General features: G+C 61.4%; 24 protein-coding genes and 1 tRNA gene. 14 read left to right on the top strand and 11 right to left on the bottom strand.

Annotated elements, in window-relative coordinates:
* Nucleotides 1-3 precede the first annotated feature (3 nt).
* Both copD and copC read right to left on the bottom strand, forming a co-directional pair.
* Entirely contained in the window at nt 4-834 is an 831-nt protein-coding gene (copD, locus tag HB780_RS26105) for a copper homeostasis membrane protein CopD (protein ID WP_286203070.1), read from the bottom strand.
* 53 nt (nt 835-887) lie between these two features.
* A complete protein-coding gene (gene copC / locus HB780_RS26110) occupies nt 888-1,169 on the bottom strand; it encodes a copper homeostasis periplasmic binding protein CopC (protein ID WP_435693892.1) in 282 nt (93 codons plus the stop codon).
* A 337-nt stretch (nt 1,170-1,506) separates the two neighbouring features.
* Here copC and HB780_RS26115 point away from each other — a divergent pair, with 337 nt between their 5' ends.
* Complete coding sequence (locus HB780_RS26115) at nt 1,507-2,280, top strand: metallophosphoesterase family protein (RefSeq protein ID WP_435693893.1); 774 nt, start codon at nt 1,507-1,509, stop codon at nt 2,278-2,280.
* Between the two features lie 39 nt (nt 2,281-2,319).
* Here HB780_RS26115 and HB780_RS26120 read toward each other — a convergent pair whose 3' ends face one another.
* Both HB780_RS26120 and HB780_RS26125 read right to left on the bottom strand, forming a co-directional pair.
* A complete protein-coding gene (locus HB780_RS26120) occupies nt 2,320-3,801 on the bottom strand; it encodes an NAD-dependent succinate-semialdehyde dehydrogenase (protein WP_183690429.1) in 1,482 nt (493 codons plus the stop codon).
* A gap of 75 nt (nt 3,802-3,876) precedes the next feature.
* Nucleotides 3,877-5,148, bottom strand: coding sequence for a 4-aminobutyrate--2-oxoglutarate transaminase (locus HB780_RS26125; protein WP_183690431.1), 1,272 nt, complete (start codon nt 5,146-5,148; stop codon nt 3,877-3,879).
* Between the two features lie 195 nt (nt 5,149-5,343).
* On the opposite strand from HB780_RS26125, the gene HB780_RS26130 reads away from it, so the two are divergent.
* The 3 genes from HB780_RS26130 (at nt 5,344) to HB780_RS26140 (ending at nt 8,860) form a co-directional block, all read left to right on the top strand.
* Entirely contained in the window at nt 5,344-6,162 is an 819-nt protein-coding gene (locus HB780_RS26130) for a MerR family transcriptional regulator (RefSeq protein ID WP_183690433.1), read from the top strand.
* Between the two features lie 86 nt (nt 6,163-6,248).
* The gene (locus HB780_RS26135; protein ID WP_183690435.1) at nt 6,249-6,875 is read left to right on the top strand and encodes a ribonuclease D; all 627 of its coding nucleotides are present in this window, start codon (nt 6,249-6,251) and stop codon (nt 6,873-6,875) included.
* A 236-nt stretch (nt 6,876-7,111) separates the two neighbouring features.
* Nucleotides 7,112-8,860 carry a hypothetical protein gene (locus tag HB780_RS26140; protein ID WP_183690437.1) on the top strand — a complete coding sequence of 583 codons (1,749 nt, stop codon included), beginning with the start codon at nt 7,112-7,114 and terminating at the stop codon, nt 8,858-8,860.
* Nucleotides 8,861-8,943: 83 nt separating this feature from the next.
* On the opposite strand, the gene rpsA is transcribed toward HB780_RS26140, so the two are convergent.
* The 3 genes from rpsA to aroA all read right to left on the bottom strand — a co-directional run bounded on the left by rpsA (nt 8,944) and on the right by aroA (nt 12,836).
* Entirely contained in the window at nt 8,944-10,647 is a 1,704-nt protein-coding gene (rpsA, locus tag HB780_RS26145; protein ID WP_183690438.1) for a 30S ribosomal protein S1, read from the bottom strand.
* Nucleotides 10,648-10,827: 180 nt separating this feature from the next.
* Nucleotides 10,828-11,472: a (d)CMP kinase gene (gene cmk / locus HB780_RS26150; protein WP_183690440.1), complete on the bottom strand. Its 645-nt coding sequence runs from the start codon at nt 11,470-11,472 to the stop codon at nt 10,828-10,830.
* Nucleotides 11,469-12,836 carry a 3-phosphoshikimate 1-carboxyvinyltransferase gene (aroA, locus tag HB780_RS26155; RefSeq protein WP_183690442.1) on the bottom strand — a complete coding sequence of 456 codons (1,368 nt, stop codon included), beginning with the start codon at nt 12,834-12,836 and terminating at the stop codon, nt 11,469-11,471. The genes cmk and aroA overlap by 4 nt, the downstream gene beginning before the upstream one ends.
* Nucleotides 12,837-13,109: 273 nt before the next feature.
* Between aroA and HB780_RS26160 the strand changes: the two genes are divergently transcribed.
* The 5 genes from HB780_RS26160 to HB780_RS26180 all read left to right on the top strand — a co-directional run bounded on the left by HB780_RS26160 (nt 13,110) and on the right by HB780_RS26180 (nt 16,070).
* The gene (locus HB780_RS26160) at nt 13,110-13,490 is read left to right on the top strand and encodes a TIGR02300 family protein (RefSeq protein WP_183690444.1); all 381 of its coding nucleotides are present in this window, start codon (nt 13,110-13,112) and stop codon (nt 13,488-13,490) included.
* A 153-nt stretch (nt 13,491-13,643) separates the two neighbouring features.
* Nucleotides 13,644-13,719: transfer RNA gene (locus HB780_RS26165), tRNA-Ala, on the top strand.
* A 386-nt stretch (nt 13,720-14,105) separates the two neighbouring features.
* Complete coding sequence (locus HB780_RS26170) at nt 14,106-14,345, top strand: GIY-YIG nuclease family protein (RefSeq protein ID WP_183690446.1); 240 nt, start codon at nt 14,106-14,108, stop codon at nt 14,343-14,345.
* 116 nt (nt 14,346-14,461) lie between these two features.
* The gene (locus HB780_RS26175) at nt 14,462-15,184 is read left to right on the top strand and encodes a YoaK family protein (RefSeq protein WP_183690448.1); all 723 of its coding nucleotides are present in this window, start codon (nt 14,462-14,464) and stop codon (nt 15,182-15,184) included.
* A 94-nt stretch (nt 15,185-15,278) separates the two neighbouring features.
* Nucleotides 15,279-16,070, top strand: coding sequence for a YdcF family protein (locus tag HB780_RS26180; protein ID WP_183690450.1), 792 nt, complete (start codon nt 15,279-15,281; stop codon nt 16,068-16,070).
* A gap of 59 nt (nt 16,071-16,129) precedes the next feature.
* Here the strand turns inward: HB780_RS26180 and HB780_RS26185 are convergent, their stop codons facing one another.
* Complete coding sequence (locus HB780_RS26185) at nt 16,130-16,606, bottom strand: hypothetical protein (RefSeq protein ID WP_183690452.1); 477 nt, start codon at nt 16,604-16,606, stop codon at nt 16,130-16,132.
* 143 nt (nt 16,607-16,749) lie between these two features.
* On the opposite strand from HB780_RS26185, the gene HB780_RS26190 reads away from it, so the two are divergent.
* Entirely contained in the window at nt 16,750-17,385 is a 636-nt protein-coding gene (locus HB780_RS26190) for a trimeric intracellular cation channel family protein (RefSeq protein WP_183690454.1), read from the top strand.
* Between the two features lie 17 nt (nt 17,386-17,402).
* Here HB780_RS26190 and irrA read toward each other — a convergent pair whose 3' ends face one another.
* The gene (gene irrA / locus HB780_RS26195) at nt 17,403-17,822 is read right to left on the bottom strand and encodes an iron response transcriptional regulator IrrA (RefSeq protein ID WP_183690455.1); all 420 of its coding nucleotides are present in this window, start codon (nt 17,820-17,822) and stop codon (nt 17,403-17,405) included.
* 294 nt (nt 17,823-18,116) lie between these two features.
* Here irrA and fabA point away from each other — a divergent pair, with 294 nt between their 5' ends.
* The 4 genes from fabA to HB780_RS26215 are packed head-to-tail and all read left to right on the top strand — an operon-like array spanning nt 18,117 to nt 21,368.
* Nucleotides 18,117-18,632 carry a 3-hydroxyacyl-[acyl-carrier-protein] dehydratase FabA gene (gene fabA, locus HB780_RS26200; protein ID WP_183690457.1) on the top strand — a complete coding sequence of 172 codons (516 nt, stop codon included), beginning with the start codon at nt 18,117-18,119 and terminating at the stop codon, nt 18,630-18,632.
* A gap of 54 nt (nt 18,633-18,686) precedes the next feature.
* Entirely contained in the window at nt 18,687-19,913 is a 1,227-nt protein-coding gene (gene fabB / locus HB780_RS26205) for a beta-ketoacyl-ACP synthase I (protein WP_183690459.1), read from the top strand.
* Nucleotides 19,914-19,917: 4 nt separating this feature from the next.
* The gene (fabI, locus tag HB780_RS26210; RefSeq protein ID WP_183690460.1) at nt 19,918-20,724 is read left to right on the top strand and encodes an enoyl-ACP reductase FabI; all 807 of its coding nucleotides are present in this window, start codon (nt 19,918-19,920) and stop codon (nt 20,722-20,724) included.
* A gap of 53 nt (nt 20,725-20,777) precedes the next feature.
* A complete protein-coding gene (locus tag HB780_RS26215; RefSeq protein WP_183690461.1) occupies nt 20,778-21,368 on the top strand; it encodes a GNAT family N-acetyltransferase in 591 nt (196 codons plus the stop codon).
* Between the two features lie 43 nt (nt 21,369-21,411).
* On the opposite strand, the gene HB780_RS26220 is transcribed toward HB780_RS26215, so the two are convergent.
* Together HB780_RS26220 and pnp are read right to left on the bottom strand one after the other, a co-directional pair.
* On the bottom strand, nt 21,412-22,428 hold the full coding sequence (locus tag HB780_RS26220) for a class I SAM-dependent methyltransferase (protein ID WP_183690463.1): 1,017 nt from the start codon (nt 22,426-22,428) through the stop codon (nt 21,412-21,414).
* 82 nt (nt 22,429-22,510) lie between these two features.
* Nucleotides 22,511-24,643, bottom strand: a complete 2,133-nt coding sequence (gene pnp / locus HB780_RS26225; protein WP_183697484.1) for a polyribonucleotide nucleotidyltransferase — start codon at nt 24,641-24,643, stop codon at nt 22,511-22,513.
* Nucleotides 24,644-24,776: the final 133 nt, after the last annotated feature.

Consider the following 24,776-nt stretch of genomic DNA (forward strand, 5'->3'; position numbering starts at 1 on the left):
TCGTCAGACCGGTTCGAGCATGCCGAAGACGGCCACCAGCGCGATGACGGCGATACCGAGGACGATCTCGGCGATGCTCCCGAGGCGGATGGCATTCAACGCGCGCGCCTGATCATGCCCGATGCGCGGCACCAGGACATAGCGATTGACGATCGCCAGCAGGCTCATGCTGGCGACAAGCGCGATCTTGAGGCCAAGCAGCGCTTGATAGGACGACGACCAGTCCGTCGGCAAATGTTTCAGGACCAGCATCGTATTGACAATGCCGGAGACGATGACCAGCACCACGGCGATGTGCCCGGCCGTCGAGAAGCGCCTTAGCGCCAGCAGCGCCTCAACCCGGTATTCGGATTGGCTCAGAAGCCGGAGAATGGGGATCAGCGGCACCAGAGCGCCCAGCCAGCCGCCGCCGGCCAGAACATGAAGGATATCGTTGGCGCGATGCGCAATCCTCAACCCGCCCTCATACATCGAGGCGTGTCCGGTCAGGACCAGTGCCGCAAGGCCGAGGCCGGAGCCGAGTGCGATGCCCTGGTAGCGCCAACGCCCCGGCAGCAGTAAGGCGATAAGGAGGATTAGGGCGGCCGCAGCCTGCGCTTGCCAGGCTCGCCCCACCGTCGTCTCGAACAAGACTGCGTGGAGCGTGCCGCCATCGATGGCGTCGCTCCAGCCGTCACCGATGCTGGCCACTGCAAGCGGCAGCGAGATGAGGGTGGCAAGGACCGCAACCAAAGCCGTGACGACGGATGCGCCGGCGAACATGTGCCAGACTTTATCGGCCAACGCTTTCGGCACCATAAGGCAGAGATAAGCAGAGGTGCCCCACAGAAGCATCAGCGATGCATCGTGAAGGAAGCGGCATGCCGCTAGCGCTGCGTCCGGGTCGATCAAGGCTTCACGGTGAAAGTGTAGCTGCCATTGGTCTTATGGCCATCGGTGGAAAGGACATGCCATTCGACAGTGTAGGCGCCTGCGTCAAGGGGTGCGGAAACGGGAACCGTTAGAGCTTTGCCGTTCCGTGTGAGCTCGGGATCGCCAAGCTTGACGGCCGCCTTGTCCGGGCCGGTCACTTTGACATCGGAGAATTTGAGGTTCAGGCTCTCCGTAAAGATCAGGTTCAGCTCACCGGGCGAGCTTTTGACTGTGCTCTTATCCGCGGGCGTGGCCAATCTCAGATGCGCATGCGCAAGGGCCTGCCCGGCAAGGCCAAGGGCGAGAAAGGCGGCAAGGCCCAGCCTGGTGATGGTCGTAGCGATGAAAAGTCCTCCTCTTGGCTTATCGAGCGCGATAGGATTGTGGGTGCCTCATGTCAACTTTTGCTATGCGAAAAGGCCACATTTGGGACGCTTTGCGGCAAGGTAACGTTTTCTTGACGGCTTCCAGCGAGGTAGAGAGCCGACGCAAGCGTTTATACCCATGACTCGGCACAGAATCGTCGTTTTTCGATTATTCTTGCAGATGTGGGATGGAGCGCTCGGGATGCTGACACTTCGATGAGAGAATTTCATGGTGGCAAATACGATACGCGAAAAAATGACGCGTGGCTTCGGCCAGCAGCGGCGTCGTGAGCGGCTCGAGGTCCTCGATATGCCCACCTATGTCATCGGCGACGTGCATGGACGCTACGATCTCCTGAGCGCGCTGGAGCGCAAGATTTTCAACGATGCCGCCACGCTACCCGGCCGCAAGCTGATCATCATGCTCGGCGATTATATCGATCGGGGCCCAGCCTCGGCGCAGGTCATCAGCCGGCTGATAGCGCCACCGCCGAATGGCTTCGACCGGATCTGCCTCACCGGCAATCACGAAATGGCGATGCTCGAGTATATCGACGGTGAAACATCCCTGGACGACTGGATCGCGCTCGGTGGTGACGCGACGCTGAAATCCTATGGTGCGGATATCCAGGCTTTGCGTCAGCAATATCCCCAGCAGAAAAAACTCGATACCTTCATCCGGACCTGGTTGCCCGACGACCATATCAATTTCCTTCGCGGCCTGCCGATCCTGCTCGATACGCCGGAGGTGCTGTTCGTCCATGCCGGCATCGATCCCGACCGGCCGATCGCGGAGCAGGCGGATGACGATCTCGTCTATATCCGCTCGCGCTTCTACGACAGCGCGCAGCCGCTGCCGAAACTGATCATTCACGGCCACACGCCGGTAAAGGAAGCCGAAGCGGATGGGCTTCGGCTCAATATCGACACGGGGGCCTTCCGCTCCGGAAAGCTGACGGCCGCCCGTCTTTGGCAGGGCCGTATTCGCATCACAACGACATAATTAGCCGGCTATGATGTAGTGTCTTGCCCGCAAGGCTCTCTAGAGATTGCCGATGCAGAGATACTTCATTTCGAGATAGTCGTCGGCGCCGTGGCGCGAGCCTTCGCGGCCGAGGCCGGATTGCTTGATGCCGCCGAAGGGCGCGGTTTCCGCCGACATCAGGCCGGTGTTGATGCCGACCATGCCGTATTCCAGCGCCTCGGCAACCCGCCAGACCTTCTTGAGGTCGCCGGCGAAGAAATAGGCGGCGAGGCCGAATTCGGTGTCGTTCGCCTGCGCGATCACGTCGTCCACCGTCTCGAAGCGAAAGAGCGGCGCCACCGGGCCGAAGGTCTCCTCGCGGGCGACCTTCATGGTCCGGTCGATGCCGGTCAGGATGGTCGGCGTGAAGAAGGTGCCGGGGCCCTCGATGCGCTTGCCGCCGGTCAGCACCTTCGCGCCCTTCGATACGGCATCGCGCACATGATCCTCGACCTTGGCAATGCCCTGCTCGTCGATCAGCGGGCCGATGGCGACGCCGGGCGCGAAGCCATCTCCGACCGCAAGCTCGGCCACCTTGGCGGCGAGCTTGGCTGCGAAGGCATCATAGACATTGGACTGGACATAGATACGGTTGGCGCAGACGCAGGTCTGGCCGGCATTGCGATACTTGGAGGCGATCGCGCCTTCGACGGCGGCGTCGAGATCGGCGTCGTCAAAGACGATGAACGGCGCATTGCCGCCAAGCTCCAGGCTGACTTTCTTGATCTGGTCCGAGCACTGGCGCATCAGGATGCGGCCGACCTCGGTCGAGCCGGTAAAGCTGATCTTGCGCACCTTGGCATTACTGCAGAGCTCGCGGCCGATCGCCGGGCCGTCGACGCCGACGATGACGTTGAACACGCCGGCAGGGATACCGGCCTGCTCGGCCAGCACCGCCAGCGCGATTGCCGATAGCGGCGTCTGTTCGGCGGGCTTGGAGACGACGGTGCAGCCGACGGCCAGCGCGGGCGCGACCTTGCGGGCGATCATCGCCGCCGGGAAGTTCCAGGGGGTGATCGTGCCGACGACACCGACCGGTTGCCGGATGACGAGCATGCGCTTGTCGTTGGATGGGGCGGGAATGGTTTCGCCATAGATGCGCTTGGCCTCTTCCGCGTACCATTCGACATAGGACGCGGCGTAAAGGATCTCGCCCTTGGCCTCGGGCAAGGGCTTGCCCATCTCCGCCGTCAGGATGGCGCCCAGCTCATCGGCATTGGCAACCATCAGGTCGAACCACTTGCGCAGGATAGCACTGCGTTCCTTGGCCGGGCGGGCGGCCCAGGCGGCTTGCGCGGCATAGGCCGCGTCGATTGCCGCCGTGGTCTCGGCAACGCCCATGTCGGGCAGGCTTGCCAGCACTTCGCCAGTTGCCGGATTGAGGACATCGAAGGTTTTCGTCGCGCCGCCTGCCGTCCAGACGCCATTGATATAGCCGGCGTCACGCAGGAAGGGCGAGGAGAAGGGGACATGCTTGGTCATTGCGGTCGTGAAAGACATGATATGCTCTCCAGAGAGGATATTGCTCGGCCATCGCGCCGGGCGTTCTGAGAATCGGTTTTGGCGCGGGCGTCGTTATTTGCCGGCGCTTGCTTTCAGCATCGAGGCCTCGAGAATGTCGAGCGCCTCGCTGAAAACGCCGTCCTGGATGGTGATCGGCGAGAGGAATCGGATGACATTGCCGTGGACGCCGCAGGTGAGCAGGATCAGGCCCTTGTCGAGGGCGATCAGCCGCACCCTGTTGGCAAAGTCCGCGCTTGGCAGCTTCGTCGTCACATCGTTGAACTCGATGGCGTTCATGAAGCCAGGGCCGCGAATGTCGACGATCTCCGGCACCTTGTCGCGCAGCGATTCCAGCCGTTGTTTCAGCCGCGAGCCGAGCTGGTTGGCGCGGTTGCAGAGGTCTTCATCGACGATGACGTCGAGCACGGCATGGGCGGCGGCGATGCCGATCGGATTGCCGCCATAGGTGCCGCCGAGGCCACCCGGTCCCGGCGCATCCATGATCTCGGCTCGGCCGGTGACGGCGGCCAGCGGGAAGCCGCCGGCAAGGCTCTTTGCCATCGTCATGAGATCGGGCGCGACCTCATGATGATCCATGGCAAACATCTTGCCGGTCCGGGCAAAGCCCGTCTGCACCTCATCGGCAATGAGAAGAATGCCGTGCTGGTCGCAAAGTTCCCGCAGTGCCTTCATGAAGGAGACAGGTGCTGAGTAGAACCCACCTTCGCCCTGTACCGGCTCGATGATGATGGCGGCGACACGTTGCGGATCGACATCGGCGGCAAACAGCTTCTTCAGCGCGGCCAGCGATTGTTCGACGGTAACGCCGTGTAGCGGCACCGGAAATGGCGCATGGAAGACGTCGCCCGGCATAGAGCCGAAGCCGACCTTGTAGGGCACGACCTTGCCGGTCAGCGCCATGCCCATGAAAGTCCGGCCATGGAAGCCGCCGCCAAAGGCGATGATCGCCGAGCGGCCGGTGGCGGCGCGGGCGATCTTCACGGCATTCTCGACCGCTTCGGCGCCGGTGGTGACGAAGATGGTCTTCTTGGCGAAATCGCCCGGCGTCAGCGCATTGAGGCGCTCGGCAAGATGCACATAGTTTTCGTAGGGCACGACCTGATGGCAGGTATGGGTAAAGCGATCCAGCTGCGCCTTGACGGCGTCGATGACGCGGGGGTGGCGATGGCCGGTATTGACCACGGCGATGCCGGAGGCGAAATCGATGTAACGGCGCCCTTCCTTGTCCCAGATCTCCGAATTTTCAGCGCGGTCGGCATAGATTTGCGTGGTCATGCCGACGCCGCGGGAAATGGCGGCGTTTTTCCGATCAGTCAGGGTCATCGCGATACTCCAAGGAAAGGGCGAGTTAGAATTATCTTGCAGAACTTCTGCAAGTTCTTTAGAAAAATTCCTACATTTTTCCTGCAAGATATCAAGCGACATTTTGCAGGGGTGACAAGAAAGCCGTCGAGGCTCACGCAAGCCGGCCATCCATGCTAAGCAAATCAAAAGACTAAGATCAGGAATCATTGGCAAATGAACAGCATCGAGCCCGTGCGCTACAAGGTGGCGGAGGCGGCGCGTCTGGCGGGCGTGTCGGCCTCGACGCTCAGGCTTTGGGAAAGCCAGGGACTGGTCGTGCCCAGCCGCTCCGACACCGGACACCGTCAATATAGCGCCGAGGATGTTGCGCGGCTGAAGCGCATTTCCTGGTTCCGCGCCGAGCGCGGGCTCAATCCCGCCGCGATCCGCGAAGCTCTGGAGACGGAAGACGCGACCCTGCCGGGTGCGGAGAATGGCGAGCAGGCGGCGTCCTCCGGCATCGGCCGCAAGCTGCGGGCGCTCCGCCATGCAGCTGGCAAGACGCTGGATCAGGTCGCCGCCGACATGGGCGTGACATCCTCGACCCTGTCGACGCTGGAGCGAACCTCGCAGGGCGTGAGCTTCAAGACCCTGCATGATCTCGCCGATTATTACGGCACGACGGTCTCGCGGCTGTCGGGCGAGGAGCGAGAAGACGTTCCGGTGCTGATCCGATCGGGTGAATGGCGTGCCTGGCCGGAAACGACGCCGGGCGTCACCGTCCAGCTACTGGCCGAGGGGCGGACGATGATGGATTGCCACCGTTTCGTCCTGGCGCCGGGCGCCACCAGCGAAGGTGCCTATCGTCACGACGGCGAGGAGTTCATCCATGTTCTCGCCGGCCGGTTGGAGCTGGTGCTCGACAGCGACCAGTTCTTCGATCTCATGCCGGGCGATTCTCTCTATTTCGAAAGTCGCCGCGATCATTCCTGGCGCAACCGTCACGATGGCGAAACCATATTGCTCTGGATCAATACGCCACCGACATTCTAGGCCTCGCGTAGTATCGCTATGTCCCTGTCTGTTCTATAAAACAGAACGAAAACAAGTTTCAGACGATATTAAGCCCGGAGAGTTTCATGGCCGCCACCATCCGCTATCACGAAGGCGATATTTCCGTGGCCGCTGCCGCTCGCTACACCGGTGCCATCGCTGTCGACACCGAAACGCTCGGCCTCGTCCCCCGCCGTGACCGGCTCTGTGTCGTGCAGCTTTCGTCGGGCGACGGCAGCGCCGATGTGATCCGCATCGCCTCGGGCCAAAAGCAGGCGCCCAATTTGGTCGCCATGCTCGCCGATCCCGCCCGCCAGAAGATCTTTCACTACGGCCGCTTCGATATCGCCGTGCTGTTCCATACCTTTGGCGTCACCACCACGCCGGTCTTCTGCACCAAGGTCGCCTCGCGCCTCTGCCGCACCTATACGGACCGCCATGGCCTGAAGGACAATCTCAAGGAACTTCTCGAGGTCGATATTTCCAAGACGCAGCAGTCCTCCGATTGGGCCGCCGTGAAACTGTCGCAGGCGCAGCTCGAATATGCCGCCTCCGACGTGCTCTATCTGCATGCGCTGAGCGCCAAGCTGACGGAGCGCCTTGCGCGCGATGGCCGCATGGAACATGCGGAAGCCTGCTTCACCTTTCTCCCGACCCGCGCCAAACTCGATCTCCTCGGCTGGGAAGAGACCGATATTTTCGCGCATAGCTGATCAGCTGCTTCAGAAATGATTGGAAAAGCCGGTGCCGCCGCCGCGCGCCGGCTTTTCTTTAGTGATCTGTTAAGAAACGCGCTGCTATTCTGCCTCTGATTGCATGCATTCGATCGGCGCCTTCTTGCGTTGCCTTGCCGGCTTCCGGTGTTCGAATAGCGACAGGCCGCATGAGCGGCCTTGATTGAACCTGCCTCCCGCTTCCAACACCGTCTTGCCAGACAGAGGAGCATGCCATGCTGTCTCCCGTTGCCGCAGTCTCCGTTGTGGGTGCGTCCATTGAGAAGCCGGTGGTCGCCACCGCCGAAACATCCAGCGTCCAGGCCGCAGCCACGCCGCTTGCGATCCTGTCGAGTGCAGTGAACGCCAGCGCCGGAGACAAGCTGAACATGCTGCTGATGGCTGCGCGCGATCGGATGTTCGAAAGTCTGCTGTCGGCGATCGATGCCGCCAGCGTGGCGCTGAATGTTCCGCGTGAACCCGGCGAGAGCAATGCCGCCCTGGCGCAGCGACTGGTGGACGCAATCCGCAGCCTGCCGCCCCAGCAGCTCGCCGCCGCCCAGCAGCAGTTGAATACGCAGGCAAAGATGCCGGTTCCTCTGCCCCTGCTCGCTGCGGCTCTCGACAATCCGGATAGCCCACAAGCCGTGCAGATCGCTGTCAGCCTGGATGCATCCCTGACACAGGAGCCCGATGCGATCATCAAGGCGGTCGTTAATTCCTATGGCCAGAATGCCGGAGAACCGGATGCGGTCGGGCAGCAGCAGTCACCGGCGGCGATGCCGAGGACCTCGGAGGCGGCTTCCAACATGGCAAGTGCTGCCCCATCAGCCTTACCCGAGAAGACGGCGGCGCTGTCTCCCACTAATACGGGAACGGCTGCCCCGACGGTCTTGCCAGAGAAGATGGCAGCGCCATCTCTTGCGCCTGCCACGGCTCTTCCCTCGACGCCTGCGGCTCAAGCTCAGCAACAAACAGCAGCGGCTGTCATCCAGGCAATTGTTAGCCCTGCAGTGGTCCCGGTTTCGGAGGCCATGCCTGAGCTTGAGGCCGTCGTGACGCCGCAAACCACGCCAAATCCGCAGGGCAGCGCGACGCCGCAGGCCGCAAACGTCACGGCTGAAAGGGGCGTCCTTTCGCAGATTGCGGTCATGGTCGAAGACAAGGCACTTTCCGCCGCATCACTCCCACTGCCAGCGCTCGGTGAAAGCAAGATCCCGACAGAAATTGCGTTGATCAGATCTCCCCTCACGCCGCCGCCGGTGCCGCGCGATATCCAGCAGCTACAGGCCGATATCAAGCAAGGGCTGCAGGTCGTCATCAGCCCCGCAATTGATCTTGCCGGTCCCGATCTTCCGCAGGTCACCCGGAGCGATATGCCGCTGGCCGAGCGGGTCATCGCACAGGCACTTGCCGCTAGTCAGCCGGATCTGCAACCATTGCCGCAAACGGTCCGTGACGAGAGCGTCAGGAACCTCACCGCCGCCTTGGCGGGCCAGGCTGCGGTCTCCTCCGAGGAGGCGCAGAGTGCGCAGGCCGCCGCCCCACTTCCCGTGAGATCACCGGGCAATGCGCCGATAATGACGATCATGGACATGTCGGAGGCCGTGGCGCAGGCGGGAACGACGATCGCTCCGCTGCTCGGCATTCCCTTCGCGATCGCGCACTATCTTCCGGCCGAGGTCCCTGCCGAGGACGATCCGAAGCGGGTCAATCGTGTCGACCTGGTCGATGAGGAGCGCGAACAGGGGCAGGGAGGAGAGGCGGCGCGCGACGATAGCGAGGACGAGCCCTCGCCCGAGGAGACGGACCAACCGGCTTCTTCTTCCTCCGATCCAGTTTCCGAGGAAGCCGCGGCTGAGGCAGTTTCCGCTTCGGCCGTGTCTGTTGCACCGAAACAGGCGGCGCTGCCGGCACCCGCACCGGCCGATCCCTTGTCGGATCACGCCTTCGATTTCTATCGGCGCATGGTCGGCTGGGAATAGAGTAGCCGGACCCCACGAAGGTCAAACAAAAACCCGCCGGATCGCTCCGGCGGGTTCTTTCTTTCTACCAGGCTTACCGAGGATTATTCGGTGCCGCGGTTCTTCAGAGCCGCGCCCAGGATGTCGCCGAGCGAAGCGCCAGAGTCGGACGAACCGAACTGAGCAACAGCTTCCTTCTCTTCTGCGATTTCCAGAGCCTTGATGGACAGCATGATCTTGCGGTCCTTCTTGGAGAAGTTGGTGACGCGGGCGTCGACAACCTGACCGACCGAGAAACGCTCCGGACGCTGTTCGTCACGGTCACGCGACAGATCGGCGCGGCGGATGAACGAGGTGATGTCGTCGTGGTTGACGAGCTTCACTTCGATGCCACCGTCGTTAACTGCGATGACTTCGCAGGAAACGACTACGTTCTTGCGCAGGTCGCCAGAAGCAGCGGCTTCGCCAACCGCATCCTTGCCGAGCTGCTTGATGCCGAGCGAGATGCGTTCCTTGTCGACATCGACGTCGAGAACGACGGCCTTGACGACATCACCCTTGTTGAACTCCTCGATGACCTGTTCGCCTGGACGGTTCCAGTCGAGGTCGGAGAGGTGCACCATGCCGTCCACGTCGCCGTCGAGGCCGATGAACAGGCCGAATTCGGTCTTGTTCTTGACTTCGCCTTCGACTTCAGTGCCGGCCGGATGGTTGCGAGCGAATGCAGCCCACGGATTTTCGAGCGTCTGCTTCAGGCCAAGCGAGATACGGCGCTTGGTCGGATCGACTTCGAGAACGACCACTTCGACTTCCTGCGTCGTGGACAGGATCTTGCCGGGGTGTACGTTCTTCTTGGTCCAGGACATTTCCGAGATGTGGATCAGGCCTTCGATGCCCGGCTCCAGCTCGACGAACGCACCGTAGTCGGTGATGTTCGTAACGGTACCGGAAATCTTCTTGCCTTCCGGATACTTGGCCTGGATGCCATCCCACGGATCGCTCTCGAGCTGCTTCATGCCGAGCGAGATACGGTGGGTTTCCTGGTTGATGCGGATGATCTGTACCTTGACCTGCTGGCCGATGGACAGGATTTCCGACGGATGGTTCACACGGCGCCATGCCATGTCGGTGACGTGCAGCAGGCCGTCGATGCCGCCGAGGTCAACGAACGCACCGTAATCGGTGATGTTCTTGACGACGCCGTCAACAACCTGGCCTTCTTCGAGGTTCTGAACGATTTCAGAACGCTGCTCGGCACGGGATTCTTCCAGAACCGTACGGCGGGACACGACGATGTTGCCGCGACGCTTGTCCATCTTGAGGATTTCGAAGGGCTGCGGGTTGTGCATCAGCGGGGTCACGTCGCGGATCGGACGAATGTCGACCTGCGAGCGCGGCAGGAAGGCGATAGCGCCGTCGAGATCGACGGTGAAGCCGCCCTTGACCTGGTTGAAGATAACGCCTTCAACGCGTTCGCCAGCTTCGAACTTGACTTCGAGCTTGATCCAGCTTTCTTCGCGGCGAGCCTTTTCGCGCGACAGGACGGCTTCGCCCAGCGCGTTTTCGATACGCTCGACGTAGACTTCGACTTCATCGCCAACCTTGAGCGTGCCGTCCTTGGCGCGTGCACCGAATTCCTTCAGTGCAATGCGGCCTTCGACCTTGAGGCCGACGTCGACAACAGCGACATCCTTCTCGATGGCGGTGACGATACCTTTGGTGACATAGCCTTCGGCCAGGTCGTTCTTGGCAAAGGACTCTTCGAGAAGAGCTGCGAAATCCTCGCGAGAGGGGGTAGCTACAGACATAAAATCTCCTGGCGTGTCCTTATTATGCATTTTGGACACTGATGCGCCGGTGGTTCGTGTTGAACAGGCCTGCACCCAGTCCGCCTTCCTCTTGGGAAAGCTATCCGGCGCTTGGACGGAATGTCAGGCTTTTAAAAATCAGCGGCTTCGTGCGCAAGGCACGCGATAGCCGCTCTCATGTTAGGCATTTCGGCTCAGAACGGCGTCGATGATCGACTTTGCCGCCTGAAACGCCGCTTCTATACTCATTTCCGAGGTATCAAGCAAGTGCGCGTCTTCCGCTGGCCGCAAAGGGCTGTCGGCCCGACCCATATCGCGTTCATCGCGCCGCTGCACGCCCTCGAAAATAGCCTGATAGTCGGCGCTGCCGCCGGCATCGATAATTTCGTCGTAACGCCGTTTCGCCCTTACCTCTGCCGAGGCCGTGACGTAGATTTTCACCGGCGCATCCGGGCAGATGACGGTACCGATGTCGCGTCCGTCCAGAACCGTGCCCGGCTCCTTCAGTGAAAAGGCGCGCTGCGCCTCGACCAGTACCCGGCGCACCGCCGGCATGACGGCGACTTTCGACGCCGCCTCACCGATTTCATGCTTCGACAGGACGGCGCGGTCGAGCCCGGCAAGGTCGACCTTACGCGCCATCGTCTCCGCCATCGCCTCGTCATCGAGCGGCAGACCGGCATCGAGCAGGGCCTTGGCCGTTGCCCGATAGATCAGGCCGGTGTCGAGATGGTGGAAACCATACTGGTCGGCGATCAGGCGCGACAGGGTTCCTTTCCCTGCCGCGGCGGGTCCGTCGATGGCGATCGTAAACGGTGTCGTCACTGAGGTATGCTTCCTTCCACTTCCATATCGGCGCCGAGTTCCGCCATCAGATCGAAAAACTCCGGAAAGCTGGTTGCGATCATCGCGCTGTCGTCGATCCTGACCGGATGTTCCGAGGCAAGTCCCATCACGAGGAAACTCATGGCGATGCGGTGGTCGAGATAGGTCCTGACCCGCTCGCCGCCGGCATTGCCGAGACCTTTCCCATCCGGCCGGCCCCGCACAGTAAGCGAAGCATCGCCTTCCGTGCAATCGACGCCGTTGAGCGCCAGCCCCTCGGCAACCGCCGAAAGCCGATCGGATTCCTTGACCCGCAATTCCTCGAGGCCCAGCATGTCCGTCGTGCCCTCAGCGAAGGCGGCGGCAACGGCGAGCACCGGATATTCGTCGATCATCGACGGCGCGCGCTCAGTCGGCACCGTGACGCCCCTGAGCGCTGAGGACCGCACACGCAGATCCGCGACATCCTCGCCGCCGGCAAGGCGCTCGTCGAGGATGTCGATATCGGCGCCCATCTCCAGCAGCGTCAGGATCAGGCCTGTGCGGGTCGGGTTCATCAGCACGTTGCGGATGGTGATGTCGGAGCCGGGAACGATCAGTGCCGCGACCAGCGGAAAGGCGGTCGAGGAGGGATCGCCGGGAACGTCGATGGTCTGGCCGGAAAGCTTGCCCTCGCCCTGAAGGCGGATGGTGCGCACGCCGTCGCGGTCGGTCTCGACCGAAAGTTCGGCGCCGAAGCCGGCCAGCATCTTTTCCGTATGGTCGCGGGTCATGACCGGCTCGATGACGGTGGTGATCCCGGGCGCATTGAGGCCGGCGAGCAGCACGGCGGATTTCACCTGCGCCGAGGCCATCGGCACGCGATAGGTGATCGGATTGGCTGTCTCGGGTCCATGCAGCGTCACCGGCAGCCGGTCGCCGGCACTGGATTTGACCTGCACGCCCATCTGCCGGAGCGGATCGAGGATGCGGCCCATCGGCCTCTTGGAGAGCGAGGCGTCGCCGATAAAGGTGGATTCGAAATTATAGACGCCGACAAGGCCCATGGTCAGGCGGCTGCCGGTGCCGGCATTGCCGAAGTCGAGTGGCGCCTGTGGGGCAAGCAATGCACCGTTGCCGACGCCCTTGATGATCCATTCGCCGCCGATTTTCTCGATTTTGGCGCCCATGGCCTGCATGGCCTTGCCGGTGTTGAGCACATCCTCACCTTCGAGCAGGCCGGTGATGCGGGTCTCGCCGGAGGCCAGACCCGCGAACATGAAGGCGCGGTGCGAAATGGATTTGTCGCCGGGAACGCGGATGGTGCCGGAAAGATTGGTCGAGCGGCGCGCTGTCGCGGGCCGCGAATGAGTGTCGTGCGGCATGGGCAATTCCTTTGCGATGCCGTTATTTACGCCGCATTATCGCTGACTTCGGTTCGGTTGCGCCAGCTGCCCTGCGGTTCACGCGGGCTCGATATCACAGTGCCGCTGCCGGGTCATCCCGGTATGCGGGGAAAACTGGACGCGGCGTATACAAAGTTTATCTTTGACAGGGACAGCGGCAACGATTAAGGGGACCGGCTGATAATTTCCCTTAAATCGCCGGCTTGGACGGCGTTGCCGAATTTTGATTCGGTCACTTATGAGGCTTTGACAGTGGTGAAAGTGGCACTTGGAACAAAACGTACCGATCCCGACAACGGCAAGAAGTTCTATGACCTGAACCGGGACCCGGTCGTCTCGCCCTATACCGGCAAGTCCTGGCCCTTGTCCTACTTCGAGGAAACCTCCGCTGCCAAGGAAGTTCCGGAAGAGGAAGAGGTGGCTGAAGTCGATACCGAAAACACTGAAGTCGAGCTGGTCTCGCTTGAGGACGCCGATGAGGCTGCTGCCGGCGACGAGATCCCGGATATCGGCGATGACGATGTCGAAATCGGCGACGATGACGACGATACCTTCCTCGAAGCCGACGAAGACGAAGATGACGACGATATGAGCGACATCATCGGCGTTAACGGCGACGACGACGACGTTTGATCCACGGACAGTCGGCCCGGTAAAACAAGAAAAGTTTTCCGGGCCGAAAATTTCGGCTTGCTATCTGTAAAAACCAGAAGTAATAAGCCGCCACCCCGACGGGCGAAACGCTTCGAAGGGACCCAGGGCCGGTTCAACCGGCACCATCTTGATGGGGCTATAGCTCAGCTGGGAGAGCGCTTGCATGGCATGCAAGAGGTCAGCGGTTCGATCCCGCTTAGCTCCACCAGCCTTCGCTCTGCGAGCTTCGGCTCGGCAAGCCCGGAGGGCTTGATGGGCTGAAGGCGAGAAGGCAGCGAAGGCTGCCGCGCTGAAGTTGCGCAGCAACGTAAGCGGGCTTCTCTCCATTTGACGAGAATTCTTTTCTCCTCTTTTCGGTGTCTCAATTCTATCGAAGTGAATATTGCCAGTTGGTCGAGCTTCGGCTCGGCAAGCCCGGAGGGCTTGATGAGATGAAGGCGAGAGGTAGCGAAGGCTGCCGCGCTGAAGTTGCGAAGCAACGTAAGCGGGTTTTCTCTACTTGGCGCGAACTCTTCCTCATCCTTTTTGAATATTATTCTCACGGTCGTATCGTTATGGTTGCGTGCCTGCTCAGGCGCACTATCATGCTTCTGCATGAAGTATGTCTACATCCTCGCGAGCATTGAGGCTCCTGACCATCATTACGTGGGAGTGACGGGCGACCTGAAAGCCCGCTTGGCAAAGCATAATGCCAAGGAGGTCCCGCATACTTCAAAATATGCTCCTTGGTCCCTCAAAACCTACATAGCTTTTTCCGATGAGGCGCAGGCCTTCGCTTTCGAAAAGTATCTAAAATCCGGTTCAGGGCGGGCCTTCGCGAAGAAAAGATTGTAACCTGCCCCTCAATCCCCATTCGCCGCCACCATCCGCACACTCGTCGCGATCAAGCCCTCCGCATCCCACCTACTTCATGCTAGCCTCCCCCACCACCAACCCAACCCGATTCGGCCATGACCAGACAGCGTCGCCGTCGCCTCATCAAGACCCGTCGTACGGTGACGGGGTTTCTTCTCGTCGCCTCGATTTCCTTTGTCGCCGGGATGACCGATGCGGTTGGGCTGATGCTGACCGGGAATTTCGTGTCCTTCATGACTGGCAATACGACGAGGGCGGCGATTGCGCTTGGGACGGGGGATTTTAGCCATGCGGCGGTGCTGTTTGCGGCCATCGTCGCCTTTATCGGTGGCAATACGCTGGGGATCGTCGTTGCCCATGCCGCAGAGCGGCGGGCCTTTGTCGTGCTTGCCTGCGTCAGCATCCTTTTGGCCCTGGCGGCGGGCTTCGAGACGCCGTCGCTGATCCTCGTGCAGTTCTATCTGGTCGTGCTGGCCATGGGCATGGTCAATGCCACCGTTGAGCACATCGAGGGCCTGCCGATCGGGCTCACCTATGTCACCGGCGCGCTGTCGCGCTTCGGGCGCGGCATCGGCCGCTTTATCCTCGGCGACCGCGATTTTGCCTGGACGGTGCAGATCGTGCCCTGGAGCGGCATGATCATCGGCGCCATCCTCGGCGCGCTTCTGGCCGGCGCCTTCGGCTCGCATGCGCTCTGGCTGGTCTCGATGGTGGCGCTTGCCCTTGCCTTCGCCACGCTTTTCATCCCGCGACCGCTGCAGCGGCGGTTCAATCAGCGCCTGGTGGTGACGGCGTCGATGGCGAAGAGATCGAAATAGCCACATTGCAGTGCACAAAAATCTGCTAGGAAAAGAAGAATCGTTTTCCGCCATGCCCATTGGAGCTTCGGCTCGACAAGCGCGAGGATACCTCTTGTTCGTTTTTTCCAAACTTGTCTGGATTTTCGGTCAGCCGCTGTCTCTGGCTTTTTTCTTCGCGGTGCTGGCCTTCATCGGCGTCCTCTTCCGCCGGCGTGGGATCGCGCTCGTCTCATCGCTGCTGTCGATCCTGATCCTGTTCGTGGCGCTTTATACGACGGCGGGCGCCTATGTCGTCCAGGGGCTGGAGGAGCGCTTTCCGCATGTCGCGGCCGACCCGGCGGATCTGAAATGCATGATCGTTCTCGGTGGTGCCACGCAGAACCAGGTGACGACGGTGCGCGGCGGCTATGAGCTCGATTCGGCCGGCGATCGTCTGATCGAGGCCTTGCGGCTGGCGCAGAAATATCCGCAGGCGCGGATCATCGTGTCGGGTGGCGATGGCTCGATCGGCGGAGACTACGAGGGCGATGCCGTCATCTCCGAGCGCTTCTTCACCGCGCTTGGCATCGGCAAGGATCGCCTCGTCGAGGACAAGACCTCGCGCACAACCTTCGAGAATGCCGTCAATACCAAGGAGCTGCTGGCGCAGAACGGGCTGTCGAACTGCCTGCTGATCACCTCCGGCTTCCACATGCCGCGCTCGATCGGCATCTTCCGCAAGCAGGGCATCGATGTCGTGCCATGGCCGGTGGATTACCGCAGCACCGGCAAGGAGACGCTCGGCTTCGATTTCACCCAGCCGTCGCTAAATGCCCAACTGCTTTCGACCGGCGTGCGCGAATGGATCGGCCTCGTCGGCTATTACGCCGTCGGCCGCACCTCGGCGCTTTATCCCGCGCCATAACCACGCGGCAAGCCGCAACTACGTATTTTGACCGTAGTTGCGCGCTCGTGCTGTAGTATCTATTTTTTCGCGACTGTGACGAACCTGACGCCGCGGACGCGGACGGTGATCTCGCAGGGAACGCTGTCGGTGCGGTCGCAGAAGCGTGGATGCATCTTCATGACCAGCACCATGTTGCCGAAGCGCTGGATGAAATCATAGCCGTAGATCCGCGCTGTGGCGACGAGGATATAGCCACCCTCGACGACATGGACGTAGAAATTATAGGGGCAGCCCTCGTCGGTGCAGTCGGGGCCTTTTTCGCCTTTGCAGGTGATCTCGCCCTCGTTGACGACCATGTCCATCAGCTTGTCGTTGTTGAAGTCCCGTTCGGTGGCAAAGCCGTCGCCGAAACTGGCCTGGCCCTCGCAGCGCTTGGTGAAGTGATCCTTCTCATAGGCCACCGGATCCTGCAGCAGCGATTGCTGCGCTTGAGCCGCGACGGGCATGATGACGAACGCAACGAGATTCAGGATCACGATCAGCAGGGATTTCACCGGAGTTTCCTCTTCAAAGCGCGGCACGGCCGCAGGGGTTTGCCGCGACCGTTGCGGCATCTTTACGCCTGCCTGCTTGCGCGGCCCTTGCCGCCGTGATTCACTTCGTCGAAATTGCCGCCGGCATTCTGTTGGAGCTCCCGATGTCGCTTCTTTCGTTTCTTGATTATGCCGGCGTCGCCCTCTTCGCGGCGACCGGCGCGCTGGCGGCCTCGCGCAAGCAGCTCGATTTGATCGGCTTCCTGTTCTTTGCCGCGGTCACCGGCATCGGCGGCGGCACGCTTCGCGATATCATCCTCGGCCGCCTGCCGGTCTTCTGGGTGCTGAACCCGACCTATATCATCATCTGCGCCTTGGTCGGCGTTCTGGTCTTCTTCACCGCGCATCTGTTCGAATCGCGCTATCGGCTGCTGATCTGGCTCGATGCGATCGGCCTGTCGGCCTATTGCGTCATGGGTGCTGCCAAGGGCATGGCGGCGACGGGCTCGCCGACGGTTGCCATCGTCACCGGCGCGTTGACGGCGACCTTCGGCGGCATTCTGCGTGATCTGCTTGCAAACGAGCCCTCGGTGCTGCTGCGGCCGGAAATCTATGTGACCGCTGCCCTCGTCGGCGCCGGCGTCTTCACAGCCGCCAATGCAACGATGATGCCGCTCTATGCCTCGGCGGCGCTCGGCGTTACCGCCGCCTTCATTGTCCGCGGCGGCGCGCTCTGGTTCGGCTGGACCTTCCCGACCTATCACCATAGGCCCGGCCGGCATCCCGACGATGTGATGTGAGCTGGTCTCGTGAAGGCTTAGCGCTGCTTGCGGCGCAGGCGGATGACGACGTCAACATGGGCGATTTCCATGCCCATCGGCGGCTCCGGCAGGTTCGCGATCGTCAGATTGCTGATCGGGATATCCAGCACTTCATTGTGGCCTTCGACGAAGAAGTGGTGATGGTCGGAGACGTTGGTGTCGAAATAGGTCTTGGCGCTTTCGACGGCGAGCACGCGGATCATGCCGACTTCGGTGAATTGATGCAGCGTGTTGTAGACGGTGGCGAGCGAGACCGGAACGCCGGCGGTAACGGCCTCCTCGTGCAGCTCCTCGACCGTCAGATGTCGGTCACCCTTGGCAAAAAGAAGATCGCCGAGCGCGATGCGCTGTCGGGTCGGCCTCAGGCCGGCGCTGCGCAGCCTGGTTTCGATCGCGATTTCGGCTTTTTCCGCCATTCAGGGAACTCCGGATTCCTGATCTCTATAATTCTTGACTAAGCCATATAACTTTTGCACGGATTGCTTTCAATAGTTTCGATGGGGTGAGAAGGCTATCAATCGCCGTAAAAATAGGGCTCTTGCCGCATTTGCCACTGGCAGCGGCCCTAGCGTTCCTGTATGCGACGACCACATATAGTGGAGTGCGTCCATCGGGCGGCGAATGAGAGCGTCATGCTTACGCTTCATTTTCCCTCGATCTTGCACTAAAGCTTCACATCCACGGCATCCATGCGGGGGAACGGAATTTTTATGACGACGAGACAGTCCAGCTTCAACTATGAGGAAATTCTGGCTTGCGGCCGCGGCGAACTGTTCGGTCCAGGCAACGCGCAGCTTCCCCTGCCGCCGATGCTGATGGTCCATCGCATCACAGATATTTCCGAAACCGGTGGTGCCTTCGACAAGGGCTACATACGTGCCGAATATGACGTGCGTCCCGACGATTGGTACTTCCCTTGCCATTTTGCCGGCAATCCGATCATGCCTGGCTGCCTCGGCCTTGATGGCATGTGGCAGCTGACGGGCTTCTTCCTTGGCTGGCTCGGCGAACCGGGCCGCGGCATGGCGCTTTCCACCGGCGAAGTGAAGTTCAAGGGCATGATTCGTCCGGACACGAAGCTCCTCGAATACGGCATCGACTTCAAGCGTGTCATGCGCGGCCGCCTTGTTCTCGGCACTGCCGACGGTTACTTGAAAGCCGACGGCGAGGTCATCTATCAGGCGTCGGACCTGCGCGTCGGCCTGGCAAAGGACAAGGCTGCCTGAACCGCGGCGCTGCCGCCTCCACAAAAGACAGACGTTTTAGAAAAGGTCATCGACATGAGACGGGTTGTTGTCACGGGTCTGGGTATCGTTTCATCTATTGGGAACGATGCACAAGAAGTTACGGCGTCGTTGCGCGAAGCCAAATCCGGTATCTCGTTTTCGAACGATTTCGCCGAGCATGGTTTCAAGTGCCAGGTCTGGGGTTCGCCCAAGATCGACACGACCGATCTGGTGGATCGCCGCGCCATGCGCTTCCTGTCGCAGGGCGGTGCCTGGAACCATGTCGCCATGAAGCAGGCGATCGCCGACAGCGGCCTCGAAGAGAGCGACATCAGCAACAACGAGCGCACCGGCATCATCATGGGCTCGGGTGGCCCCTCGACCCGCACGCTGATCGAAGCCGCCGACATTACCCGCAAGAACAACAGCCCGAAGCGCGTCGGCCCCTTTGCCGTGCCGAAGGCGATGTCATCGACGGCCTCGGCGACGCTCGCCACCTGGTTCAAGATCTACGGCGTCAACTATTCCATCTCGTCTGCCTGCTCGACTTCGGCACATTGCATCGGCAACGCCGCCGAAATGATCCAGTGGGGCAAGCAGGACATCATGTTCGCCGGTGGCCACGAGGATCTCGACTGGACCATGTCGAACCTGTTCGACGCCATGGGCGCCATGTCCTCCAAGTTCAACGAGGATCACCCGGAAACTGCCTCGCGCGCCTATGATGCCAGCCGTGACGGCTTCGTCATTGCCGGCGGCGCCGGCGTGCTGGTGCTCGAGGAACTGGAACACGCCAAGGCGCGCGGCGCCAAGATCTATGCCGAAATCGTCGGCTACGGCGCCACTTCCGATGGCTACGACATGGTTGCTCCGTCGGGCGAGGGTGCGGTACGCTGCATGCGCCAGGCGCTCGCCACCGTGAAAGGCGATATCGACTACATCAACACCCACGGCACCTCGACCCCGGTCGGCGACAGCAAGGAAATCGGCGCTATCCGCGAGGTTTTCGGCAACAAGATCCCGCCGATCCAGTCGACCAAGTCGCTGACGGGCCATTCGCTGGGTGCTGCCGGCGTACAGGAATCGATCTATTCGATCCTGATGATGCAGGAGCGCTTCATCGGCGAAAGCGCCCATATCACTGAACTCGACCCGGAATTCGAAGGCGTGCCGGTCGTGCGCAAGCGCATCGACGATGCCAAGATCGACATCGCCCTCTCCAATTCCTTCGGTTTCGGCGGCACCAATGCCACGCTCGTGTTCCAGCGCTACAACGGATAAAGCAATGACGGGTTTCATGCAGGGTAAGCGCGGCCTCATCATGGGTGTCGCAAACAATCATTCGATTGCCTGGGGCATTTCGAAGGCGCTGGCAGCCGAAGGCGCTGAACTGGCATTCACTTTCCAGGGCGAAGCGCTCGGCAAGCGCGTCAAGCCGCTCGCAGCTGAAGTTGACTCGGATTTCCTTCTGCCTTGCGACGTTGAGGATCTGGCGTCCGTCGACGCCGTGTTCGAGGAGATCAAGGCGCGCTGGGGCAAGCTGGATTTCATCGTCCACGCCATCGGCTTTTCCGACAAGAACGAGCTGAAGGGCCTTTACGCCAACACCACGCGCGACAATTTCACCCGCACGATGGTGATTTCCTGTTTCTCCTTCACCGAGATCGCCAAGCGCGCCGCCGAGTTGATGACGGAAGGCGGTAGCATGCTGACGCTGACCTATAACGGCTCGACGCGGGTCATTCCGAACTACAACGTCATGGGCGTCGCCAAGGCGGCTCTGGAAGCTTCCGTGCGCTATCTCGCCGCCGATTATGGCCCGCGCGGCATCCGGGTCAACGCTATCTCCGCCGGCCCGATCCGCACGCTCGCCGGCGCCGGCATTTCCGACGCCCGAGCCATCCTGTCGTGGAACCAGCGCAACGCGCCACTGCGCAAGTCTGTTACCATCGACCAGGTCGGCTCTTCGTCGCTCTATCTCCTGTCCGACCTGTCGGCAGGCGTTACCGGCGAAATCCACTTTGTCGACGCCGGCTACAACATTACCTCGATGCCGACGTTGGAAGTATTGGCTAGCGCTGACACAGAGTAAATCGTAATTGGATACCCCTCGCGGCCAGGCGCCGCGAGGGGTAATCTTACTGGATGATCCCGCCGGGCTTCCCGATGACGTTCACGAACGCCGTACCCTTCGCATCCACCGAACGTCTCATCCTTCGCGGCTTCATGCCCGAGGATTTCGAGGCCTATAGCGCCTATCGCTCCCTGCCTGTCATCTATCGTTTCCTCTACCGCGACCCGCCGTCGGCGGAGGCGTTGCGGGAGCGTTTCGACGCCAGCTTGAATTCGCACTTTTCGGAAGATGGCGGCTCGTTGCGCTGGGCGGTTCTTCGGCGGGAGGATGGCGTTCTCTTAGGCGAGGTCAGCCTGAAACTTACCGACAAGGCCGCGCTCCAGGCCGAGGTCGGCTACACCTTCAATCCGGCGTATGCCGGCAAAGGCTATGCGACCGAAGCGGTGCGAGCGGTCATCGATCTGAGCTTCGGCACTTTCGGCCTGCACCGGATTTTCGCACGGCTGGACACGCAAAACATTGCCTCCGTCGGCGTTGTCGAACGGCTGGGCCTGCGCCGCGAGGCGCATCTGGTCGAAAACGACCGTTTCAACGGCGTCTGGGGCGATGAGTATATTTATGCGGTTCTGAGCCGCGAATGGGCGGATAGAGCAGGCGCATAGCGGGCTTTCGCCCGCCCGCTGCGCCGTAAGCGGAGACCTCCGTTTACTTCTTCGCCCACAGCACCTTGAAGCGCGCATTGCGGCAGGTCTCGCCGCTTTCCTTGAAGTGTTCAGCCAGCACTGGCTCGTAAGGCAGGCCGCGATTGGCGACCAGCATCAGGCGGCCGCCGCCGCGCAGGGCCGAAGCCGCCGTCTTGATCATCGCCTGGCCGAGCGAAGGCTCGGCGGCATGGCCTTCATGGAAAGGCGGGTTCATGATCACCAGATCATACTTGTCCTTGACCGGCTCTCCGGCCAGATCGTGCCAGAAGAAGCGCTGGGCGACCTTCGGGCAGTTTGCGAGGAGATTGACCCGGGCGGCCTCCAGCGCGTCGTAGTGGGCCTCGTAGAGGTCGATACGTGCCATGCGTGGCGACTTGGTTGCCAATTCGACGGAGAGATAGCCCCAGCCGGCGCCGAAATCGGCGGCATCGCCGGAGAAATCGGTCGGCAGGCGCGAGGCAAGCAGCTCGGAGCCGGCATCGATGCGGTCATGCGAGAACATGCCTGCCGTCGCGGTAAAGCGGCCGTCAACGCGCGTGGCGGGCTTCACCAGCTGCGCGGCTGGCGCGCTGATATCGGCCGGACGGGCAAACCAGAAAGCGACGCCGTGATATTTCGGCATGTATTCGACACTGAGGCCGAAACCTTCGACGCGCTTGCGCAGCGGCTGGATGCCGTCTTCCTTGGCGCCGGCAACGACGATCAGCCCACCCACCTTCACGCGCGAAAGCGCCGTGGCGATAGAGGCTTCGTTCTCGCCCTTGTGCTTGGTGCAGAGCACCAGCGCGCCGTCATAATCCGCGCCTTCGATCTCCGGCGTCACCTCGATCCGCTGCGCCTGTAGCTGGCGGTAGAAGGGCCTGAAGCCCTGGACGGCGGAAAGCTCCGCTGCAAAATCGGCAGGCAGGGAAAATCCCGCTTCCGCGCCGAGAAACAGGATGCGCTCGCCTTCGCCGGGCGTGGCGACGGTGCCGGAGGCAAAGGGATGGAACAGGGTCTTCAGGGCGTCGCGGCTCATGGTCTTGGTCTCGTGCGGTCAGCGGATAGAAAAAGGGCGCGGAAACGAATTCCGCGCCCCGGAACGTGAATGAAGGCGCAGCTTATTCGGCCGCGTCGTCCTTCTTGGCGGCGAGTTCCTGGCCGGTCGTCTGGTCGACAACCTTCATGGACAGGCGAACCTTGCCACGCTCGTCGAAGCCGAGCAGCTTGACCCAGACCTTGTCGCCTTCCTTGACGACGTCCTGGGTCTTGGCAACACGCTCGGAAGCGAGCTGCGAGATATGCACGAGGCCGTCGCGGGCGCCGAAGAAGTTGACGAACGCGCCGAAGTCAGCGGTCTTGACGACAGTGCCTTCGTAGACCTGGCCGACTTCCGGCTCAGCAACGATCGAGTGGATCCACTTGCGGGCCGCTTCGATTTCCTTACCGGAGGCCGAGGCGATCTTGACGGTGCCGTCGTCTTCGATGTTGATCTTGGCGCCGGTCTTCTCGACGATTTCGCGGATGACCTTGCCGCCGGAGCCGATGACTTCACGGATCTTGTCGACCGGGATGTTCATGACTTCGATGCGCGGTGCGAATTCGCCGAGCTGGCCACGGCTTTCGGAGATGGCCTTGGCCATTTCGCCGAGGATGTGCAGACGGCCGCCCTTGGCCTGGTTCAGGGCGACATTCATGATCTCTTCGGTAATACCTTCGATCTTGATGTCCATCTGCAGGGCAGTGATACCGCCGTCGGTGCCGGCAACCTTGAAGTCCATGTCGCCGAGATGATCTTCGTCACCCAGGATGTCGGAGAGAACGGCGAAGCGTTCGTCTTCCTTGATCAGACCCATGGCGATACCGGCAACTGGCTTTGCGAGCGGTACGCCGGCATCCATCAGCGCCAGCGAGGTGCCGCAGACGGTTGCCATCGAGGACGAGCCGTTGGACTCGGTGATTTCGGATACTACGCGCAGCGTGTAGGGGAACTGTTCCGCCGTCGGCAGCATCGGGCGAACGGCGCGCCATGCGAGCTTGCCATGGCCGATTTCGCGGCGGCCCGGGGAGCCCATGCGACCAGTTTCACCGACCGAGTAGGGCGGAAAGTTGTAATGCAGAAGGAAGCGTTCCTTGTACATGCCGGTCAGGCTGTCGACATACTGCTCGTCTTCGCCGGTGCCCAGCGTGGCAACGACGATCGCCTGCGTTTCACCGCGGGTGAACAGCGACGAACCGTGCGTGCGCGGCAGGACGCCGACTTCCGAAACGATCGCGCGAACGGTCGACAGGTCGCGGCCGTCGATACGGCTCTTGGTGTCGAGGATGTTCCAGCGAACGATCTTCGCCTGCAGGTGCTTGAAGACGGCGCCGATGACTTCGGCGGAATACTTGGCTTCAGCGCCTTCCGGGAAGAAGTGTGCCTTGACCTTGGCCTTGACGACGTCGACGGCAGCGTAGCGTTCAGCCTTCTGCGTGTTCTTGTAGGCGGTGCGCAGCTCGCCTTCGGCGATCGACAGCATCTCGGCTTCAAGAGCGGAATGATCTTCCGGCTGGAAGTCGCGGGGCTCCTTGGCAGCAACTTCAGCGAGCTTGATGATCGCGTCGATGACCGGCTGGAAACCGCGATGACCGAACATGACGGCGCCGAGCATGACGTCTTCGGACAGTTCCTTGGCTTCGGATTCAACCATCAGCACGGCTTCCTGCGTGCCGGCGACGACGAGGTCGAGGCTCGACTCGTTCATCTCGTCGAGATGCGGGTTGAGCACGTATTCGCCGTTGATGTAGCCGACGCGGGCGCCACCGATCGGGCCCATGAAGGGAATGCCCGACAGGGTCAGGGCAGCCGAGGTCGCAACCATGGCCAGGACGTCTGGGTCGTTTTCGAGGTCATGCTGGATGACGGTGACGACGACCTGGGTGTCGTTCTTGTAGCCTTCCGGGAAGAGCGGGCGGATCGGGCGGTCGATCAGGCGGGAAACCAGGGTTTCCTTTTCGCTCGGACGTCCTTCGCGCTTGAAATAGCCGCCGGGGATCTTGCCGGCTGCATAGGTCTTTTCCTGGTAGTTGACGGTGAGCGGGAAGAAGTCCTGGCCCGGCTTCGGCGACTTGGCCGAAACGACGGTGGCAAGAACCACGGTCTCGCCGTAGGTCGCCATGACGGCGCCATCGGCCTGGCGGGCGATCTTGCCGGTTTCGAGCTTCAGCGGGCGGCCTGCCCACTCGATTTCGACGGTATGGATATCGAACATATCTTGTCCTTGCGTGATGCGGGAAAAGGCGCCGTCGCCGGGGGTGGCAAGGCGCATCTTCAACCGCACGAATGTGACGCATCACGGGCAAGACAACGAGAGGCTTTCAAGGATCGGCCGAAGCTTGCGGCTT

It is taken from the genome of Rhizobium lusitanum, from assembly GCF_014189535.1.
In the GTDB taxonomy this organism is placed as follows: domain Bacteria; phylum Pseudomonadota; class Alphaproteobacteria; order Rhizobiales; family Rhizobiaceae; genus Rhizobium; species Rhizobium lusitanum_C.

Excerpts from the sequence above, each read along its gene's own strand:
- irrA (WP_183690455.1), bottom strand. The coding sequence starts at position 17,822 with ATGGCGGAAAAAGCCGAAATCGCGATCGAAACCAGGCTGCGCAGCGCC.
- HB780_RS26190 (WP_183690454.1), top strand. The coding sequence starts at position 16,750 with ATGTCGCTTCTTTCGTTTCTTGATTATGCCGGCGTCGCCCTCTTCGCG.
- HB780_RS26175 (WP_183690448.1), top strand. The coding sequence starts at position 14,462 with ATGACCAGACAGCGTCGCCGTCGCCTCATCAAGACCCGTCGTACGGTG.
- HB780_RS26220 (WP_183690463.1), bottom strand. The coding sequence starts at position 22,428 with ATGAGCCGCGACGCCCTGAAGACCCTGTTCCATCCCTTTGCCTCCGGC.
- HB780_RS26125 (WP_183690431.1), bottom strand. The coding sequence starts at position 5,148 with ATGACCCTGACTGATCGGAAAAACGCCGCCATTTCCCGCGGCGTCGGC.
- HB780_RS26115 (WP_435693893.1), top strand. The coding sequence starts at position 1,507 with ATGGTGGCAAATACGATACGCGAAAAAATGACGCGTGGCTTCGGCCAG.
- rpsA (WP_183690438.1), bottom strand. The coding sequence starts at position 10,647 with ATGTCTGTAGCTACCCCCTCTCGCGAGGATTTCGCAGCTCTTCTCGAA.
- HB780_RS26140 (WP_183690437.1), top strand. The coding sequence starts at position 7,112 with ATGCTGTCTCCCGTTGCCGCAGTCTCCGTTGTGGGTGCGTCCATTGAG.
- copD (WP_286203070.1), bottom strand. The coding sequence starts at position 834 with ATGCTTCTGTGGGGCACCTCTGCTTATCTCTGCCTTATGGTGCCGAAA.
- pnp (WP_183697484.1), bottom strand. The coding sequence starts at position 24,643 with ATGTTCGATATCCATACCGTCGAAATCGAGTGGGCAGGCCGCCCGCTG.
- HB780_RS26120 (WP_183690429.1), bottom strand. The coding sequence starts at position 3,801 with ATGTCTTTCACGACCGCAATGACCAAGCATGTCCCCTTCTCCTCGCCC.
- fabI (WP_183690460.1), top strand. The coding sequence starts at position 19,918 with ATGACGGGTTTCATGCAGGGTAAGCGCGGCCTCATCATGGGTGTCGCA.
- HB780_RS26130 (WP_183690433.1), top strand. The coding sequence starts at position 5,344 with ATGAACAGCATCGAGCCCGTGCGCTACAAGGTGGCGGAGGCGGCGCGT.
- HB780_RS26135 (WP_183690435.1), top strand. The coding sequence starts at position 6,249 with ATGGCCGCCACCATCCGCTATCACGAAGGCGATATTTCCGTGGCCGCT.
- HB780_RS26215 (WP_183690461.1), top strand. The coding sequence starts at position 20,778 with ATGATCCCGCCGGGCTTCCCGATGACGTTCACGAACGCCGTACCCTTC.
- aroA (WP_183690442.1), bottom strand. The coding sequence starts at position 12,836 with ATGCCGCACGACACTCATTCGCGGCCCGCGACAGCGCGCCGCTCGACC.
- fabA (WP_183690457.1), top strand. The coding sequence starts at position 18,117 with ATGACGACGAGACAGTCCAGCTTCAACTATGAGGAAATTCTGGCTTGC.
- HB780_RS26170 (WP_183690446.1), top strand. The coding sequence starts at position 14,106 with ATGAAGTATGTCTACATCCTCGCGAGCATTGAGGCTCCTGACCATCAT.
- fabB (WP_183690459.1), top strand. The coding sequence starts at position 18,687 with ATGAGACGGGTTGTTGTCACGGGTCTGGGTATCGTTTCATCTATTGGG.